This is a genomic window from Dyadobacter sp. 3J3 (genome assembly GCF_009801115.1).
GTDB lineage: Bacteria > Bacteroidota > Bacteroidia > Cytophagales > Spirosomataceae > Dyadobacter.
In genome coordinates this window covers 345,083-361,350 of sequence record NZ_VTOL01000008.1, presented here as the reverse complement: position 1 = coordinate 361,350, position 16,268 = coordinate 345,083, and the positions used below count along the sequence as shown (strand labels likewise).

Genomic DNA, 16,268 nt, shown 5'->3' with positions numbered 1-16,268 from the left:
ACTTTTTTTAATAACACACGTATTTGGGCAGCCCACGTTTACCAAAAGTAGAGGGTGTTTTAGGTCGTGATTTTAAATATATGAATAATTAAATCCAACACGGTTACGAGGTACTTTATGATACAAAAAATGATCCGCACGAAACGGCTAATCTGTTGAAGGTCAGAATTGTAAAACAAAACTTGATTAGCTGCGGAATCGGTATACGAGAGTGAAGCAATTCGTGAAATAAGGTTTTTGCGATGTTATTTTCTGATTTTATGTTTGGGATTTAATGCATTGATTTCCCAAATATTATTATCATTTCTCACATCCGGAAATACATTTTTTTGATCAATAACAACCTTGCTGATTGCCCCTTCTGAATCAGGAGAGAAGGAATAGGAGGCACCTTGTAGCCAGATTTCTACCGGAAAATGGTGTGATTCTTTCGCTCCGTTTTCAAAAGTAATATCTACGAATAATGGCATAACTGCCTTTTCCATATTTTCAATCGTGATCAGCGCTTTCTTTGATTTTCCTGTTTGAGGATTTACAACGCGGGTTATTTTCTGGTCAAGTTTGTAATTTTCCAAAAACATGGATTTCCAAAACCAGTTCAGGTCTTCACCCGTTGAATTGTTGATACTGCTGAAAAAATCCTGGGGCGTTGGATGTTTCCAGGCCCAGTCGCTGATATATTTCCGGAAGGCAGGATCAAACTGATCCTTCCCTAAAATCTGTTCTCTGAGCAGTGTAAGTAAATAAGCTACTTTTTGATATTGAATTGTATAAACCTGATTTCCTGGAATGACATCGGGCCGGGTCATGATCGGGGCCAGGGAATCTGCAAACAATGCTTTTACGGGAACATCAATTTCGGGGTAACCTGGAAATTCTCCGCCATTGAAATTTTTGGTCGCCAGGTTATCCATAAAAGCATTAAATCCTTCGTCCATCCAGGCATGTTTCCGCTCGTTGCTGCCTACGATCATCGGAAACCAGGTATGGCCAAGTTCATGATTGACAACCGCCCAGTACATATTCCCCTTGTCTTTTGCGGCACAAAAAACCAGTCCTGGATACTCCATTCCATCCAGATTGGAAGCAACATTTACGGCTTTGTTATATGGATATTCATACCACATTTTTGAAAAATACTGCAAGGTGAATTTGATATATTCACCGGAACGCTCCCAACTATCGCTCAGCTTGGATTCAACCGGATAGAGCGAACTTCCTAAGACTTTTTTGCCGCTGGCTAAAACAATTTCCTGTCCTTCCCAAACGAATGATTTTGAAGCTGTCCAGGCAAAATCCCTGGCGGAATTTAATTTGAATTTCCAGGTACAAAATGCCTTTGAAGGTCTGGATGCAGGATCTGTGACTTCTTCCGCAGTCCTAATAGATACTTTTTCGGACGAAGATTTTGCTTTTTTCCAACGTTCCAATTGGACGTTTGTTAATACTTCTTCGGCATTCAAAAGATCACCTGACGCTTCAACAATGTATGCCGACGGAAGTGTTATATTAACATCAAAATTTCCATATTCGAGGTAAAATTCTCCATTGCCTAAATACGGAAGCGTGTTCCAGCCTGTCACGTCATCGAGTACACAAAGACGCGGATACCACTGTGCAACTGAATAGATATTTCCATTTTTAGTTGGCATAATATCCGTTCTGTTTACATTAAAATCAGCATTTTTGAAATTTCTGGGAAACTTATAATTGTATTCAATTTGGAATGAAATCTTTTTCCCGGAAGCAAGCGGTTCCGCTAATTCAATACGCATTCTCGTATCATGTATAGTAAAAGTCGCCTTGTCACGATTATTTAAAAGAATTGATTCAATGGTAAAACCGCCTTCAACTCTCGGGTCTTCATTGCTGCTGAGAAACAATTTGGAATCAAGTCCTTTCGAATGCTTTTTATAAACATTTTGATCCATTTGCAGCCACAGGAAATTTAATTCCCGGGGACTGTTATTGTAGTATGTGATCGTTTCTATGCCTGAGATTATCTCAGTTTTATCATCCAGTGATACGTCAATTTTATAGTCTGCCTGATTTTGCCAGTAATCCGGTCCAGGTTCACCCGTTGCCAGTCGATAAGAATTTCCCAAAGGCAAAAACGATGATACCGAAAACAGTTCTGATGCTTTGTATTTTGTTTTTGGCTTTTCGGCCAATTGAGCGGAAACAGACAAATACGATAGAAAAAGACAAAAGGATAAAAGAAAAGACTTCATAAATATTTTCAGGCAAATTAAAAAAGTTGGCAATCGAAGATAGCGATTTAATGTAAAAAATCACTTCATAATTTAAGTTGAATTTCAAACAAAAAAAAGAGACAATATCCGGCTTTCGCTTTCGATATTGTCCCTTTTTTAATGTAGAATAAATCTGTTAATTGGTAACTGTACGTGTATCCCACCACATTTTTTTACCCCAGAAATTATCTTTTATTTCTGCGATAAATGACGCACTGTTACCCGCATTTAATGTGGTTTCAGTTGGCGGATAAGGGTAGCGGAACGGCGGGCGGGTATGTCCCGTGAAGGGTGATCCTGTCGCAGCGGGCATCAGAGGAATGTCGGTACGTCTGGATTCCGCCCATGCTTCGTTTCCGTTTTTGTAAAGAGACAGCCATTTTTGTGTATACAATTTTGTTGTTGTGTTATCCCATTTCACATCCGAACCGGCAAGATAAGTGCTGATCACCGTTCCGTCTGTAATTCCGTTTTCATTCAAAGAAGCCGTTACGCCTGCATTGTACAAAGTTTCGGCAGTGCTTGAACCTGAATTCCAGCCCTTTTGCTTAGCCTCGGCCAGGATGAAAAGCACTTCGCTATATCGCATCATAGGAGAAAATCCTGTTGGATCTTCACGAAATTTAACGCCGATTCTTGAATAATTGGATATTACAGGAGAAGTTGGCGGGCCAATTTCCACACCTCTGTATTCGCCATCAACTGGTGCCGGTTTGGCATAAACTGCCAAACGTGGATCTTTTAGCTGTTTAAGAGAATTGATCAGAATATTACTTGGACCGTGGTCGTCACGCGTCATAAAGTTTGAGTTCCAAGGTTCAATATAAGGGCTTGATCCTGTCCACTTTAACAAAGCATTGTCAGTATTAGCGGCAAGTATCGGATAAGTGGTTGGCGCTGACGCAATCTCTTCTATGATAGGCTTGGCAGTGGCCGGGCTAACATTTGAAATTCTAATCGCAACACGAAGTCGCAGTGAATTGCAAAGTTTTTGCCATTTTTTCACGTCGCCTCCGTATAGCAAATCACCTTCTCCCAAAACATCCGTACCGCCAGCTGCGAACAAATCTGCTGCTGTTTTTAACTGTGTAATAATGGCAGGATAAATGGTTTCCTGTGTATCATATTTTGGTGTGATAAAACCGGCATCACCTTTAAAAGCTTCAGTAAACGGAACATCTCTCCAGCGGTCAGTTGCAATCTGCAAAATAAAAGCCTGCAAGGTCAAACCCGTTGCTTTCATGTTTTTTGAACCGGTTTTATCAGCCTGGTCAATGATCGCCTGGGCATTTTTCAAGTCGCGGTAAATGACAGTCCAAAGCGTATTGATGTTTGTGGAGGTAAACATATACCTGGAATCATCAATGTATTGCAGTTTTCCCAACTGACCTGCGTACGTGGAAGGCTCGTTCATATCACCGATGACACCAAAATAATTCATGTTGAAATCGGTAAGCACGTAACCCAGCACGTTGGTAATAGGGGCTTGAACAGGACTATTGGGATTTGTATTTATTTCCTCGAAATCGTCGGTACAAGACTGTCCGGTAAATGCCAGGAAAATGAGGATTAGTAAACAGGTTGTTATATTTTTCATAATGATCAGAATTTCACATTTAATTTAACGCCTATGCTTCTGTTGGAAGGAATCTGGTATTGTTCAATTCCTAACCCATCGTTTCCTACTCCAAATCCTGTTTCAGGATCAATATGGGCTACATTACTTTTTGAAGTGTAAAGCAACGCTACGTTCCGGGCGAACAAGGAAATGCCTGCTCCTTTACGCCATGGATATTTGGAAGTAAAAGCAGATGGCAGTTGATAGCCGAATTCAATCTGACGTAGTTTTACAAAACTTCCGTCAACAATCGCAGTTTCTCTGCCACCCCAAAGGCTTTGGAAATAATCTCTTGCTCCAACACGTATGGTGTTAGGCGTTCCGTCAGCAAGGGTTACTTTTTCGTTTTTGAGTACGTCTTGTCCAACAATCAGACCATTTTCACGGATACCTCCTTCAACCGTTGGAGCTGTCACACCCGACTGCAAGCCAAACCACTGCGTCACGCTGAAAACGTCACCACCTTTTCTCATATCCAACAAAAAGTTGAAGTTGAAATTTTTGTAGGTAAAACTGTTGGTAACACCTCCAACCCAGTCGGGCATTACATTACCTACCGCCGTTGGTGTAGAATTATACGTTGGCAAACCGTTGCTTCCCACAATGATAGCGCCTGTTGAAGCATCTCTGGCAAAGGTTGATCCTCTCATGACACCATAGGCCTGGCCTGGAACAGCATCCACGGTAAGTCCCCAAACCGAAGTAATTGTGTAAGCTTCCAGTTTCTGACCTGTGGTTGGATCCTGATAAAGCTCGTTGACCATACTTTTGTTTTTGGCCCAGTTGGCGCTGATATCCCAGTTGAAGCCGCCCGGGTTACGAATGATTCCGGCTGTCAATTGCAGCTCAATTCCCTTATTCTGAATTTCACCTGCATTCAGCTGCATGGCGCTATATCCGGAAGCCCCGGAAATATTCACCTGCATGATCTGGTTGGTTGTGATTTTATTGTAATAGGTTGCATCCAGACCAATACGACGGTTCAGAAATTGCAGCTCAAAACCAACTTCTGTACTTTTTGCTTTTTCCGGTCTCAGGTTAAGCGGAGGCAAGATGTTTGAAATACTGTAAAGTGTCGTACCGTTGAAAGGCGTAGCATTCGCTATGTAGGAAGATTGTAATTGGTACGGACTTCCTCCGTTACCAACGCTCGCCCAGCTTGCGCGAAGTTTACCAAAACTAAGAATTTCAGAGTTAACCGGAATCACGTTTGTGAATACCCAGCTAAGACTCGCCGATGGATAAAAATATGACCAGTTTCCTCTTGGCAATGTAGAACTCCAGTCGTTTCTGGCAGTAACATCCAGGTAAAGATAATCTTTGTAACCCAATGAAGCTTGTCCGTAAACACTATTGGTTCTCAACTTGTTTGTTGTCATAGCTGTTGTCGGGCTGCCTTTTGCATTGCTGATCGTAAACAGATCAGGAACCGTCAATTGAGATCCGCCAAGTGAGCTGTAATTGTAATTGTAGTTACGATAATTTGCTCCTGCTGTGTAACTTAGCGTAAGGTCTTTTGCGATTGTACCGTGTCCTGTAAGAATAAGGTCAGCATTTATTTCATTGATATTGTATTTTGATTCAGTGAATTTTCCACCTCCCCAGGTTTTGTCAGCCATACTTGTCAATGTTTCATTTGACTTGTTATGAATGACTTCCAATCTGCGCTCAGCCGACCAGTCTGTTCCGATTCTCGTCATGGCACTAAGCCATTCGCCGAATTTGTAAGTGGCGCTGACATTACCGAAAACGCGGTCTTTATAGCGTGAATGCGTATTGTTGTTTACATTGAAATAAGGGTTGTCATGGAAATTGTTGTTCCAATTGTAAGGCATTCCATTTTCGAAAGTGTCATTGGAATGCGCTTTCAGATCGGCCATATCTACCTGACGGCCAAACCAGCCACCAATCGATTGCATAGGATTATTGGAATGATATCCCTGGCCAACCAAATTGTCATTTGCTGTACGAACATAATTAATCAATGCGTTCGTTTTTAGTCTTTTAGTGATATTTTGCGTTGTGTTCAGCTGGATTGTGTAACGTTTTTGATCTGTGTTTGGAATAGTACCAATTTGCTTCTGCTGACCAAATGACAACCGTGTATCTCCTGCATCAGAACTGGATGCAATCGCAACCGAATTATCGATGGTATAACCAGTCTGGAAGAAATCTTTTACGTTATTCGGATGTGAAACCCAGGGCGTTGCGGTACGGTTTCCGCTGGCATCCAGTGGACTGTTATATTGTGGAATAAGAAGTCCGGCATCCAGTCTTGGTCCCCAGCTTTCATCCACACCATCGTTGATACCATTGCCTAGACCGTCCTTATATGAGAAACCCGTTGAGGTTGCATAATCCTGATATGTCTGGCCATTACCATTTTTTTTCCACATGTACTCTTCTCCATATACGCCTTGTCCGTATGAATTCTGGTACTTGGGAAGGATGTAAGGTTTCTCGTAAGAAAAACCGCCGGAATAAGTTACCGAAGTACCTTTACCTGCACCTTTTCCATTTTTAGTCGTAATCAGGATAACACCATTAGCTGCCTGATAACCATATAGAGCTGCCGCATTTGCACCTTTCAGTACCGACATGGAAGCGATATTGTTTGGGTCAATTTCAGCAACAGCATTTCCATAATCCACTCCACCGCCTGAGGAAGTATTGGTTGAAAAATTGCTGATTGGAACCCCATCAACTACAAAAAGGGGCTGGTTATTTCCGAAGGAATTATTACCCCTCAAAACAATTCTCGTGCCCGATCCAACCGCGCCGCTACCTGCCGTGATTTGTACGCCAGCCACTTTTCCTGAAAGTGAGTTTAATACGTTTTGCTCGTTGCTGCGGGTAAGTTCAGCTCCTTTTACCTCCTGTATCGAGTAGCCAAGTGATTTTTTTTCTCTTGTAACACCCAAAGCAGTTACCACAACTTCGTTTAACAGTCTATGATCTGCTACCAGCGTAACATTGATTATACTTTTACCGGCTACCAGAGTTTCCTGCGTTACATAACCAATAAAACTAATGATCAGCGTACTGTTTTCGGAAGCTTTCAGACGAAATTTTCCATTTTCGTCAGTCGTGGTTCCGCTGTTTAAATCTCCTTTCACCATCACGGATGCGCCAGGAAGCGGACTTCCATCTTCCTTGGATGTGATCACACCCGAAATTTCAATTTCTGCTACCCTGGAAATCTGCTTTACACGTTCCGCCCTGGCGGTATTCATTGCCGGGAGGCAAAAAAATACGGTGCCCGCGACCAACATGGTACGCATGGTAAAAATTAAGATAGGTCGTTTCATACTTAATTGTAGATAGGTTTGTAGTAATTAAAATCCATGAAAATATTATGTACTATCCGAGTAATATTCGGGCAGTCAGTTAAAAAATAATTGTAAAACACGATAACCATTCAGCCATTAAAAGCTGGAATGCTCGTGGGCAAACCAAAGGGTTATCACAAACGGTTGCATACACATTTATGGCCCTGGTATTACTTTGGAGTTATTATTTGTAAAATTACTTGTCGCGAATTGGAATTTCTTCGTGGTAATTGCCGGATAGTTTACCAATATTATCTTTCTGTTTAACTAATTTTGGCAAATCTGTATTATGTAGTGATTTGTATGGAATATTTTAAAAATAGACAAATTATAATGCATCACCGGTTTTTAATGCAGTTTAATTGTTTGAGTGGTTACTTTGATGTATTTCGAAATTTGAGGTGTTCAGGATTTTGGGAAGATTCCGGAATTAAATCATTTTATCTTTCAAATCCCGATAGCGTGATCTTCCCACGGGCAGTATTTCTCCGGTTTTTAACAAAAGTCCATAACGTCCTCCCGGCTGAATCAGAATCCGTTCAGCTTGTGCCAGGGAAATAAGATAAGATTTGTGGATACGTTCGAAGGTGTCCGGAAGTAATTGTTGCAGTTTTTCGAGGGATTTGTCGTGCAGTTCCTGTTTTCCGTTTTGGAGATGTAATTCACTGTAAATTCCCGCACCTTTGATATAATGCAGTTCGTTTATATCAATCAGCCGGACAGTACCTGCTTTTTTGACGGCAAGAAATCTGATATTTTTTTCCACACCTTTTGGAAGTATTAAAATCCGCTTGAAAGCCAGTTCTAATCGCGCCTGATCAAAGGGTTTAGGAACAAAATCAAGTACACCATACGTAAAAGCGGTAATGGCTTTATCGGTATAAGCTGAAACAATAATCGTATGAAAAGATCCGGCCAGGACAGATTCGAGCACGTCAAATCCGTTTTCGCCATTGAGATTTAAATCCAGTAATAAGAGGTCGATCGTGTTATTTTCAATATAATTCAGTCCTTTTTGTAAGGAATCACAAATCATAAGAGCCGACAGGTTTTCCTCAAAATAACTACGCGTTATTCTTTCTAATCTATTAGCAATTCTGGCTTCATCTTCAATAATCAGTACCCTCATTTCTTGTAAATCTTTATAGTAGATATCCAGCCAGTAGGTGAGGCTTCCGAGAAAAAATCCCATTTGTCGCCATAACTTTCTGTCAAACGAGCCTGGATATATCGGAATCCGGTTCCTCCTTTGCTTTGCCTGATTGGTGTCCGGTTTTCGGCTATCGTTTCAAAGGTATATTGGTGATAAATTTCAGTTTTTACAAAGCGCAAACAAAACCTGATCCCGTCGTCAGCAATCGGAATACTATGCGTTATCCCATTTTCCAGAATTGTGTGTATTAGCGCAGGAGGAATAAATTCATCTTCATCAATCCCGGATTCTTCCCAATGATAATTAATTTCTTTCCGAAACTGCATGACGGTAAGGTGCACTTTACAAAGTTCAATTTCTTGTCTGATTGGAATTAATACTGCCTCGGAAATGGTATTCATAATGTCAAATTCTGCTGCCAGGGCGTGAATAAATCTGGCACCTTCCTTGGGCGATTCTTCCACCCAGTCGATCAGGGAAGTAAGTGTGTTTTTTAGAAAATGCGGCTGGATATTCTTTTTGACCAGTTCCAGCTGCAACCGTGAAGAAAGCAGCAGTGAGGAGTGGTATTCATCCTCAATGGCCCTACTGCGAATGGTATGCAAATAGAGCATACACAATACGATGATCATAAAACTGATAAACAAACCAAAATCATAAACCAGATATTTATTTACGACAATGCTGCAAAGCAGTCCGGCTAGTACCAAAACCGCACCTTTTTCTTTTTGCCAGATTGCATTGAGTACAATTATGGTTGAGGAAACCCACATGAAACTGCTGTAAAATTGTGCATTCTGGTCATAATGCCGGTAGTTGAAAAGGTAAATGCAAATTAATGAGATAGCCAAAAATACCAGCAGTACTTTTTTCCATTTGAAATTAAACTGAATTGTAAAGTAAAGTGGGACGAGCAGTGCAATGATCATAGTCAAAAACCCAATGGCTTCCAGCCGGATAAAAAAGGCGGTGTAGGGTATATCGATATAAAACTTTATAAATTCAAGAATCAGTAAAGCGAAGAAAAGAAGACAAATCACGGCAAAGATCAAGGTCGTTTGCTGCCGTTTGCTGCTGTTAAAATATAAGAAGAAATAATAGAGGGAAGCGATCAGAAAAGCACCGGACAGCAGATTCATAAGCGAGGTTATGATCAGTGGCCGCGTTAGTAAATTTTTATACAAATCCATTCGCGTATAGATTCCACGCTGCTCTTTTGTAAGATAAGATTGTGACGCCCGGAACGCAACAGCGTGCATCCCTGCTTGTGTTAAAGAATCGGGCAGGCTGTAAAATGTGGTTTCTGTACCTGGAATTTCGGGCGCGTTTTTACCAGAAACTTTGCCGTTTGTACCAACATGTACGCCGTCCCAATATAATTCAAAAGCTCCAAAAGCATTCACCTGCATACCAGCCAGGGCTGTCGGCTTCTCCTGGATTTTTATTCGTGTCCTGATCCAGAAAATAGAATCTCCGCTGGGTATTTGTTGAGTTGCCCAAGCTGAGTCACCAAAATTTTTATTGGCCCACAACCTGTCGTCGCCATTTTGATATACAATTGGGAATTCCTCATAAACCACGTCGGATTTACAGGAAACAAAAAAGGGAAGGATTGCTAAAAGAAAAAAGAGGCGTTGCATAAGGCAAAGGTAACAGGAAGATAAATCACAAAAGTGCATTTCAAAAGGATATAATGCTGTTGAAATGATTTTTGATTTCACTCCGACCTGCACACGCTAAACTTGCCACATGAAAAAACGATATATACTCTTCCTATTTCTATTTTTGTGCTGCCTGGAAGGTATGGCACAGCAGCCGGTTGTAACAAAAACTTCGGGGCTTGTTTTTGGTTTTGCAGTGGATTCACTGTCAAAAACACCATTGCCTTTTGTGACGGTCAGTATAAAAGATCAGTCGTCAAAAGTTCTTGTCGCTTCGGTGACGGATGAAAAAGGTTATTTCGAACTAGCCAATACCGGGGAAGGTGAAGTAATATTCCAGCTCAGTTTTGTGGGTTACAAAACATTTTCAAAATCTGTGAAAATTACAGATTTTGCCAAATCTGTGGATTTGGGTTCTGTAAAGTTGCAGCAGGATCTGATACAATTAAAAGAAGTTTCAGTAACGGGACAAAAGGCATCGGTAAGTCTGGAACTTGACAAAAAGATTTTTGAAGTAGGAAAAGATATATTGTCACAAACAGGCTCGGCGACAGAACTTTTGAATGGTGTACCATCTGTCAGCGTGAGTCCTTCCGGAGCGATAAGTTTGCGGGGAAACAATAATGTTTTGGTTTTGATCAACGGGCGGCGCAGCGGACTTACACAGACCAATGCCCTGGAACAAATTCCGGCAGATCAGATTGAGCGCGTTGAAGTGATCACGAATCCATCGTCGCGGTATGATGCGGCGGGTTCTGCGGGAATCATCAATATTATTTTAAAGAAAAACAGAAAAGCAGGTTTTAGCGGGCAATTGCGCCTGGTGGGTGGTATGCCCAATGATAACAGAATCAGTCCCAGCCTTAATTATAAGTCGGATAAAGTAAATCTGTTCGCCACGCTGGGTATCCGTTTTTCAGATTATGTTGGTCTTTACAAGACCAAACAAGTTACAGACGACAACGACGTGAGTACTTTTTTAAATCAGCGGCAAAACGAAAAGCGCCATGACGATGGAAGGCTTCTGTATGTTGGAGCGGACTATCTGCTTAATAGCAAAAATACAATTACAGCCGCTTTTCTGAAAAATGCGACCAAGGATCATGATAAAACATCGCTGCTTTATGCGTATTCGGATAACACAAAAACCGATAGTACACTGCTTCGAAATGGTGAATCCTGGGAAAAACGCGACTACAATCAATTGGAATTTAACTATACAAAACTATTTAGCCGTCCTGGGAAAAAGTATACGGTTGATATGCAGTATGATTTCTGGAATAGCGATAAAGATTGGAATCTGTCCACCAAAAAGTTGATGCCGGTCGAGCAATCTCTTGCGTTTATTCGCACAAGTTCCATCGGGTCGAGTAAGGACTTCTTGCTGCAAACGGATCTTATCCAGCCCTTGGATAGCAATGCTGTGCTGGAATTTGGGATAAAGGCAGAGAAAAGAAATATTACCTCCCGGTTCAAAGCTGAACAGCAAATTGAAGACCGATGGACTATTATTGATAATATTGATAATGAGCTGACTTATGATGAATTGATTGGAAGTGGATATGTTCAATTGAAAAGTAAAGTTGGAAAGCTGGCATATCAATTGGGTATGCGGACTGAATATACCCGGATTGAAATCGAGGATCGGGATCATATTTATGACCGGTCGCGAAATTATACACGTTTTTTTCCTACGGTGCATTTAACATATCAACTTTCCGCCAATGCAACTTTTCAGGGAAATTATAGTAAAAGAATAAACCGGCCATCGCTTCAGCTGTTATACCCTTTCAACGAACTGACTGACTTTAATGCCCGCTATGTGGGTAATCCTGAACTGAATCCTTCTTATGCGGATGTGTTTGAATTTGGATTTTTGAAAACAGGAAATGTTTTGACAGTCAATCCGTCGGTTTATTATCAGAACAATTCCGGTATCATTCTGGATTACACTTTCCGAAATGAGCAGGGTATTTTTATTACTTCTCCTGTCAATATTGACAGTGAAACCCGCAGTGGAATGGAGCTTTCTGTTTTGTACAATCCGCTGAAATTTTTACAGCTTAATGCGGAATTAAATGCATACAGATTTAAACAAAAGGGCTTTTATCAGGAGCACAATTTTGATTATCTGGGTAATGCAGTCACCAGCCGTGTCAGTGCACAAATCAAACTTGACCATCAGCTGGGTTTTCAGTTTCGCTATAATTTTGCAGGAGCTCAAAGCAATGCGCAAAGAAATACTGCGGCAGTACATAATATTGATTTTGGAGTAAACAAAAACCTGCTAAAAAATGCAGCTACGATTGTTTTTGATGTGTCAAATCTGTTCAATCTGCGGAACTTTAAAACAACAACGACGGGGACCAATTATTTGCAAACGCAAATAAACCGGCCGAATGCTGCACGTTACAGACTGACGTTTTTATATCGGTTGAATGGTAAGGGAAATCAGTCCGTGAGGCAGGCTAAGAGAGGGAATAGGGAGTAGGGAGCTATTAAGTTTTTATATTATTTATCAAAACAGCAATTTTCGGCGATCATCACCGAAAATTGCTGTTTTGATAAATAGAAAGCACAATAAATGTAAGCAAATTTGTTTACATTTAGATTATGGAAAAGCAGTTTGAAAAATATAAAGGTATTCACCCTGGTATTGTTCTTGAAAGGGAATTGAAAAAGCGATCGCTTAAACAGCGACCTTTTGCGCTATCGATTGCTGAACATCCGCAGACTTTCAATGCAATCACCAAGGGCAAGAGAAATCTGAATACTGCACTCGCTCTAAAAATTGAAAAAGAATTACAATTGGAAGAAGGGACCTTTGTTTTTTTGCAGGCTCATTATGAAATAAAGGAAGAAAAGAAAAAGCAGGAGCATAATACACCCTGCCTGGAATGGGAAAATCCTATACTGTTGGTACATCTTGGGATAATACAATTAAGCTGGATATCTACTATACCGATCCATTTATACAACCTTCTGTAAAACAAGATACGATCAGGATGATTACTATTGAGGAAATTATTGCTATGAAAATTGATGTTGTGCAGCGTGGTGGGCGGAAAAAGGATTTTTGGGATTTACATGAGCTACTTTCTCATTATGACATAAAGACTATGTTGGAGCTTCATAAGCTTAGATATCAATATAGTCATGACAAAGACATGATTATTGAAAATTTCTCAGATTTTAGAAGTGCGGATAATGATTTTGACCCGATTTGTTTGAGAGGTAAATACTGGGAATTCATCAAGGAAGATATTGAAGAGGCTCTATTTAAGTTTAGTGATAACCTTTAAAAGGTTCCTGACCTGATTCCGCTTAAAAAAGACGATACCGTCTGTTGAATCATAAAACGCGCAGGAGTTGTCAATGGCAAAAAGCCATATTTCGTCAGATCGTCTGCTTGAAAATCCGTAGTTCAGGCCATTGACAATTCCTCTTACGCTTGCCTTAGTGATTAATATTATAATGAAACAATTAGAATTTAATTCTCAGGAACCGACTATTTGTTTAGGACCCCAAAAGAATCCACATCAACTGCACCCTTTGGCTTTATTGATTTAAAAACTAATCGCTGGGTTATCATGGGGTAGTTTCAAGGTCATCTTTATAATCCAGTATATCTCCGGGTTTACAAGCAAGAGCTTGACAGATAGCCTCTAATGTACTGAATCGAATCGCTTTGGCTTTACCCGTTTTCAGGATAGACAGGTTGGACAAGGTGATATCTACTTTTTGAGCCAATTCAGAAAGTGATATTTTACGTTTCGCCATCATGACATCCAGGTTTACAATAATTGCCATTTTATCAGATGGTTAAGTCGTTTTCAAGCTGAAGGTCAATACCTCGCTGATAGACTTGAGCTAAGGCTAGTAGAATTAAACCCAGTAGCCAGGGCCCGTCTAATCTGATATCCATAGGATAATCCAGGTTAATTCCCTTGAAGAAAGGTTTGGTCTGGTTTAAAAGGATAAGTTTAAGTAAAATTTCTATAAATGTCTGTCCTAAAAAGAGTAACCCCATGATCGTAATCCGTCGGGTATTACGCTCATGAAAGGGAGATTGGGGTTGTAAAGTCATAAATATGCGCCGTAGTAGAAACAAAGTCCAAGCCACCGAGATTAAGCTAACCAGCCCGAGTGAAATCATGAGGATACCGGATGTTGATCGAATCGGCACCTGTAATTGACTCGTAAGATTGTGAGGCTTTAGGTAAATGAAAGGTTGTGTTGAAGAAATAAATGTTTTGTCGCTAATTGGGCCAAAGGTTACTGGTAGAGAGATATAGCCTGAGGGCTCATCTCCGAACGAAACGTTTTCGGATTGAAACGAAATATTATGGATTTGGATGCCCAGCAATTTCAGACCACACAAAAGGGTGAAAAGAAGTAATGCAGTTAAAACGAAATAATACAAAAGGCTAACCAGTCTCTTGACGAATGGGAATACCCATATGATTGACTTATTTTTCATGTGCTTGAAAATTTAGATTAACAACACAAAGAAAACTAATATTTATTGATATTCAATAAATATTAGTTGAAAATTAATTAATATTTATTGAATATGTATATTTATTTAGATGAAGGCCTGAAAAATGGATCTTGAATACCATGTAAATATTTAATTATCAGCTATTTAAGTGATGTATTTTCAAGATCAAGAGGAAAAATAGTATAAGAAAAAGTGTTCCTAGGGTATAAACCATGCAGAAATTGACATGAAATATCCACATCGAACGCAATGCGATTTGTTCAGCTCGTGCTGGTAGGTTTTTTGTCTTGGATACTATCTGAAAAATCAGGCAGTTGTATCTGCTTCGTGGCGATCAATCTATTTCAATTTCAGCTCTTTTCTCACCTTATCAAAATTTAAATTTTTGATTCCAGATCTTTCAAATTCTTTAAGACTTTGAGCCAGATTTTCCTTGAATTTTCGTTTATCCGGCAGTTTTTCGTTTTTATACTTGCGGTATATTTCCATGGCCAGATCATATTTGCCGGTCAATAAATAATAATTCCCCAGGTTTTCCAGCAGGTACAGGTCCTGTGAATCTTTACCAAGTCCAAGCGTTATATTTTTCTTCGCTTCCTCATTTGCCTGCTGACAAAGTAGGGTAAAAGCTAATCCATTATAAACTTGTGGTGTTGTTACGCCTAAGGAGATCAACTCGTTATAAGAGACATTTAGTCCCTGTAAATCTTTCGTGATTTTTTGTCCTTTGATCAACTGAAAGATTTCATTGATGCGGATTTCCTTGTCCGGCAAAACGTCAGACCCCATTTTCTGAGTGCAGCTTTTTATATTGTTTCTGATAATTTTATCCTTTTCCGGGTTTGAAAGATTAACAAATGCCGAAGGCAGGTAACCTGTTTTGATCTGGTTTTTGGCACAATCACAAATTTTTTCGCTCGAAGCATCTTTAATACTGAACTTTGACAAACAGTCATTGTAAAGGGTTTCTGTATTTTTTGAGGACCAGATTTCCCGATATTCTTTACTCGAAACAATGGCAACCACGTCCAGCGAAACGGCAACACCTTCCGTCACACTTGGATTTCTCAGACAAAGGGAAAGATCTTTCCGGACAATGGGTATCTGAAAAATCCCATTACGACTATTTTGAGCCGTTCCTTCTTTGTAAAAAACCGGAACATTGTAGCTGTACATGCCAACAAGATCCGTTTTCTCAAATTGTTTTAATCCGTTAGCATCTGTCAGATAAATATCTACCGATCCGCTTCCTGAGGGTTTAATGAGCTGGGCAACAACATTGGTAACCAGGCCAGCTCCGATCAAACTTAGCGCGCCATCAGAAATAAGCCGGGCGATCTGTATTTCCAGCCCCGAACTTTGCACGCGCTGTTTCTCATTACTGGTTGTGACCGTAGCGAAGGAATAATACCATGCTACCGTATTTGGAGGAAGCTGAATGGGGATTACCAGGCGGTTTTTTCCACCAAGTCTTGCCTTACTATTAAGATAAATCGTTTGCCCCTTAATCAGGCTTTTTTCTTTTAAGACCGTGGTCGTTGACTGAGCCGGTAAAAGGTGGGAGTTGATTAGTAAAAGAAAAAAAAGTAATGTTTTATTCATTTCAAGCTATTGGATGGTCTTACAAAGTGAATCATTATTTTCCATTTTAAAAGGAAATATTGACTTTCGGACCAAAAAAAGCTTACTGAATTTACCTAAAAGGTTATTTCTTTATTGAAGATCGGCATTTGGTCGGGTAGATTCTACACGGG

General features: G+C 40.2%; 11 protein-coding genes. 3 read left to right on the top strand and 8 right to left on the bottom strand.

Annotated elements, in window-relative coordinates:
- Nucleotides 1-245 precede the first annotated feature (245 nt).
- The 5 genes from FZF08_RS19045 to FZF08_RS19025 all read right to left on the bottom strand — a co-directional run bounded on the left by FZF08_RS19045 (nt 246) and on the right by FZF08_RS19025 (nt 9,992).
- Nucleotides 246-2,231, bottom strand: a complete 1,986-nt coding sequence (locus FZF08_RS19045) for a M1 family metallopeptidase (RefSeq protein WP_159471644.1) — start codon at nt 2,229-2,231, stop codon at nt 246-248.
- 157 nt (nt 2,232-2,388) lie between these two features.
- Nucleotides 2,389-3,849 (bottom strand): SusD/RagB family nutrient-binding outer membrane lipoprotein, encoded by a 1,461-nt coding sequence (locus tag FZF08_RS19040; protein ID WP_159471641.1) that lies wholly within the window; start codon nt 3,847-3,849, stop codon nt 2,389-2,391.
- A gap of 5 nt (nt 3,850-3,854) precedes the next feature.
- The gene (locus FZF08_RS19035; RefSeq protein WP_159471639.1) at nt 3,855-7,178 is read right to left on the bottom strand and encodes a SusC/RagA family TonB-linked outer membrane protein; all 3,324 of its coding nucleotides are present in this window, start codon (nt 7,176-7,178) and stop codon (nt 3,855-3,857) included.
- Between the two features lie 451 nt (nt 7,179-7,629).
- A complete protein-coding gene (locus tag FZF08_RS19030; protein WP_229216598.1) occupies nt 7,630-8,391 on the bottom strand; it encodes a LytTR family DNA-binding domain-containing protein in 762 nt (253 codons plus the stop codon).
- On the bottom strand, nt 8,325-9,992 hold the full coding sequence (locus FZF08_RS19025; RefSeq protein WP_200837131.1) for a histidine kinase: 1,668 nt from the start codon (nt 9,990-9,992) through the stop codon (nt 8,325-8,327). Before FZF08_RS19025 ends, FZF08_RS19030 begins: the two co-directional genes overlap by 67 nt.
- A gap of 109 nt (nt 9,993-10,101) precedes the next feature.
- Between FZF08_RS19025 and FZF08_RS19020 the strand changes: the two genes are divergently transcribed.
- From FZF08_RS19020 to FZF08_RS19010, 3 genes are all read left to right on the top strand, one after another.
- The gene (locus FZF08_RS19020) at nt 10,102-12,504 is read left to right on the top strand and encodes an outer membrane beta-barrel family protein (protein WP_200837130.1); all 2,403 of its coding nucleotides are present in this window, start codon (nt 10,102-10,104) and stop codon (nt 12,502-12,504) included.
- A gap of 122 nt (nt 12,505-12,626) precedes the next feature.
- The gene (locus FZF08_RS19015; RefSeq protein ID WP_200837129.1) at nt 12,627-13,001 is read left to right on the top strand and encodes a hypothetical protein; all 375 of its coding nucleotides are present in this window, start codon (nt 12,627-12,629) and stop codon (nt 12,999-13,001) included.
- Nucleotides 12,911-13,315, top strand: coding sequence for a nucleotidyl transferase AbiEii/AbiGii toxin family protein (locus tag FZF08_RS19010; RefSeq protein ID WP_159471637.1), 405 nt, complete (start codon nt 12,911-12,913; stop codon nt 13,313-13,315). Before FZF08_RS19015 ends, FZF08_RS19010 begins: the two co-directional genes overlap by 91 nt.
- A gap of 286 nt (nt 13,316-13,601) precedes the next feature.
- Here FZF08_RS19010 and FZF08_RS19005 read toward each other — a convergent pair whose 3' ends face one another.
- The 3 genes from FZF08_RS19005 to FZF08_RS18995 form a co-directional block, all read right to left on the bottom strand.
- A complete protein-coding gene (locus FZF08_RS19005) occupies nt 13,602-13,823 on the bottom strand; it encodes a helix-turn-helix transcriptional regulator (RefSeq protein ID WP_159471635.1) in 222 nt (73 codons plus the stop codon).
- A 4-nt stretch (nt 13,824-13,827) separates the two neighbouring features.
- Nucleotides 13,828-14,493, bottom strand: coding sequence for a DUF2975 domain-containing protein (locus FZF08_RS32080; RefSeq protein ID WP_159471633.1), 666 nt, complete (start codon nt 14,491-14,493; stop codon nt 13,828-13,830).
- A 360-nt stretch (nt 14,494-14,853) separates the two neighbouring features.
- Nucleotides 14,854-16,116, bottom strand: coding sequence for a M48 family metallopeptidase (locus FZF08_RS18995; RefSeq protein WP_159471631.1), 1,263 nt, complete (start codon nt 16,114-16,116; stop codon nt 14,854-14,856).
- Nucleotides 16,117-16,268: the final 152 nt, after the last annotated feature.

Coding starts and splice junctions, on each gene's coding strand:
- FZF08_RS19025 (WP_200837131.1), bottom strand. CDS start 9,992: ATGCAACGCCTCTTTTTTCTTTTAGCAATCCTTCCCTTTTTTGTTTCC.
- FZF08_RS19030 (WP_229216598.1), bottom strand. CDS start 8,391: ATGGGATTTTTTCTCGGAAGCCTCACCTACTGGCTGGATATCTACTAT.
- FZF08_RS32080 (WP_159471633.1), bottom strand. CDS start 14,493: ATGAAAAATAAGTCAATCATATGGGTATTCCCATTCGTCAAGAGACTG.
- FZF08_RS19035 (WP_159471639.1), bottom strand. CDS start 7,178: ATGAAACGACCTATCTTAATTTTTACCATGCGTACCATGTTGGTCGCG.
- FZF08_RS19040 (WP_159471641.1), bottom strand. CDS start 3,849: ATGAAAAATATAACAACCTGTTTACTAATCCTCATTTTCCTGGCATTT.
- FZF08_RS18995 (WP_159471631.1), bottom strand. CDS start 16,116: ATGAATAAAACATTACTTTTTTTTCTTTTACTAATCAACTCCCACCTT.
- FZF08_RS19020 (WP_200837130.1), top strand. CDS start 10,102: ATGAAAAAACGATATATACTCTTCCTATTTCTATTTTTGTGCTGCCTG.
- FZF08_RS19015 (WP_200837129.1), top strand. CDS start 12,627: ATGGAAAAGCAGTTTGAAAAATATAAAGGTATTCACCCTGGTATTGTT.
- FZF08_RS19010 (WP_159471637.1), top strand. CDS start 12,911: ATGGGAAAATCCTATACTGTTGGTACATCTTGGGATAATACAATTAAG.
- FZF08_RS19005 (WP_159471635.1), bottom strand. CDS start 13,823: ATGGCAATTATTGTAAACCTGGATGTCATGATGGCGAAACGTAAAATA.
- FZF08_RS19045 (WP_159471644.1), bottom strand. CDS start 2,231: ATGAAGTCTTTTCTTTTATCCTTTTGTCTTTTTCTATCGTATTTGTCT.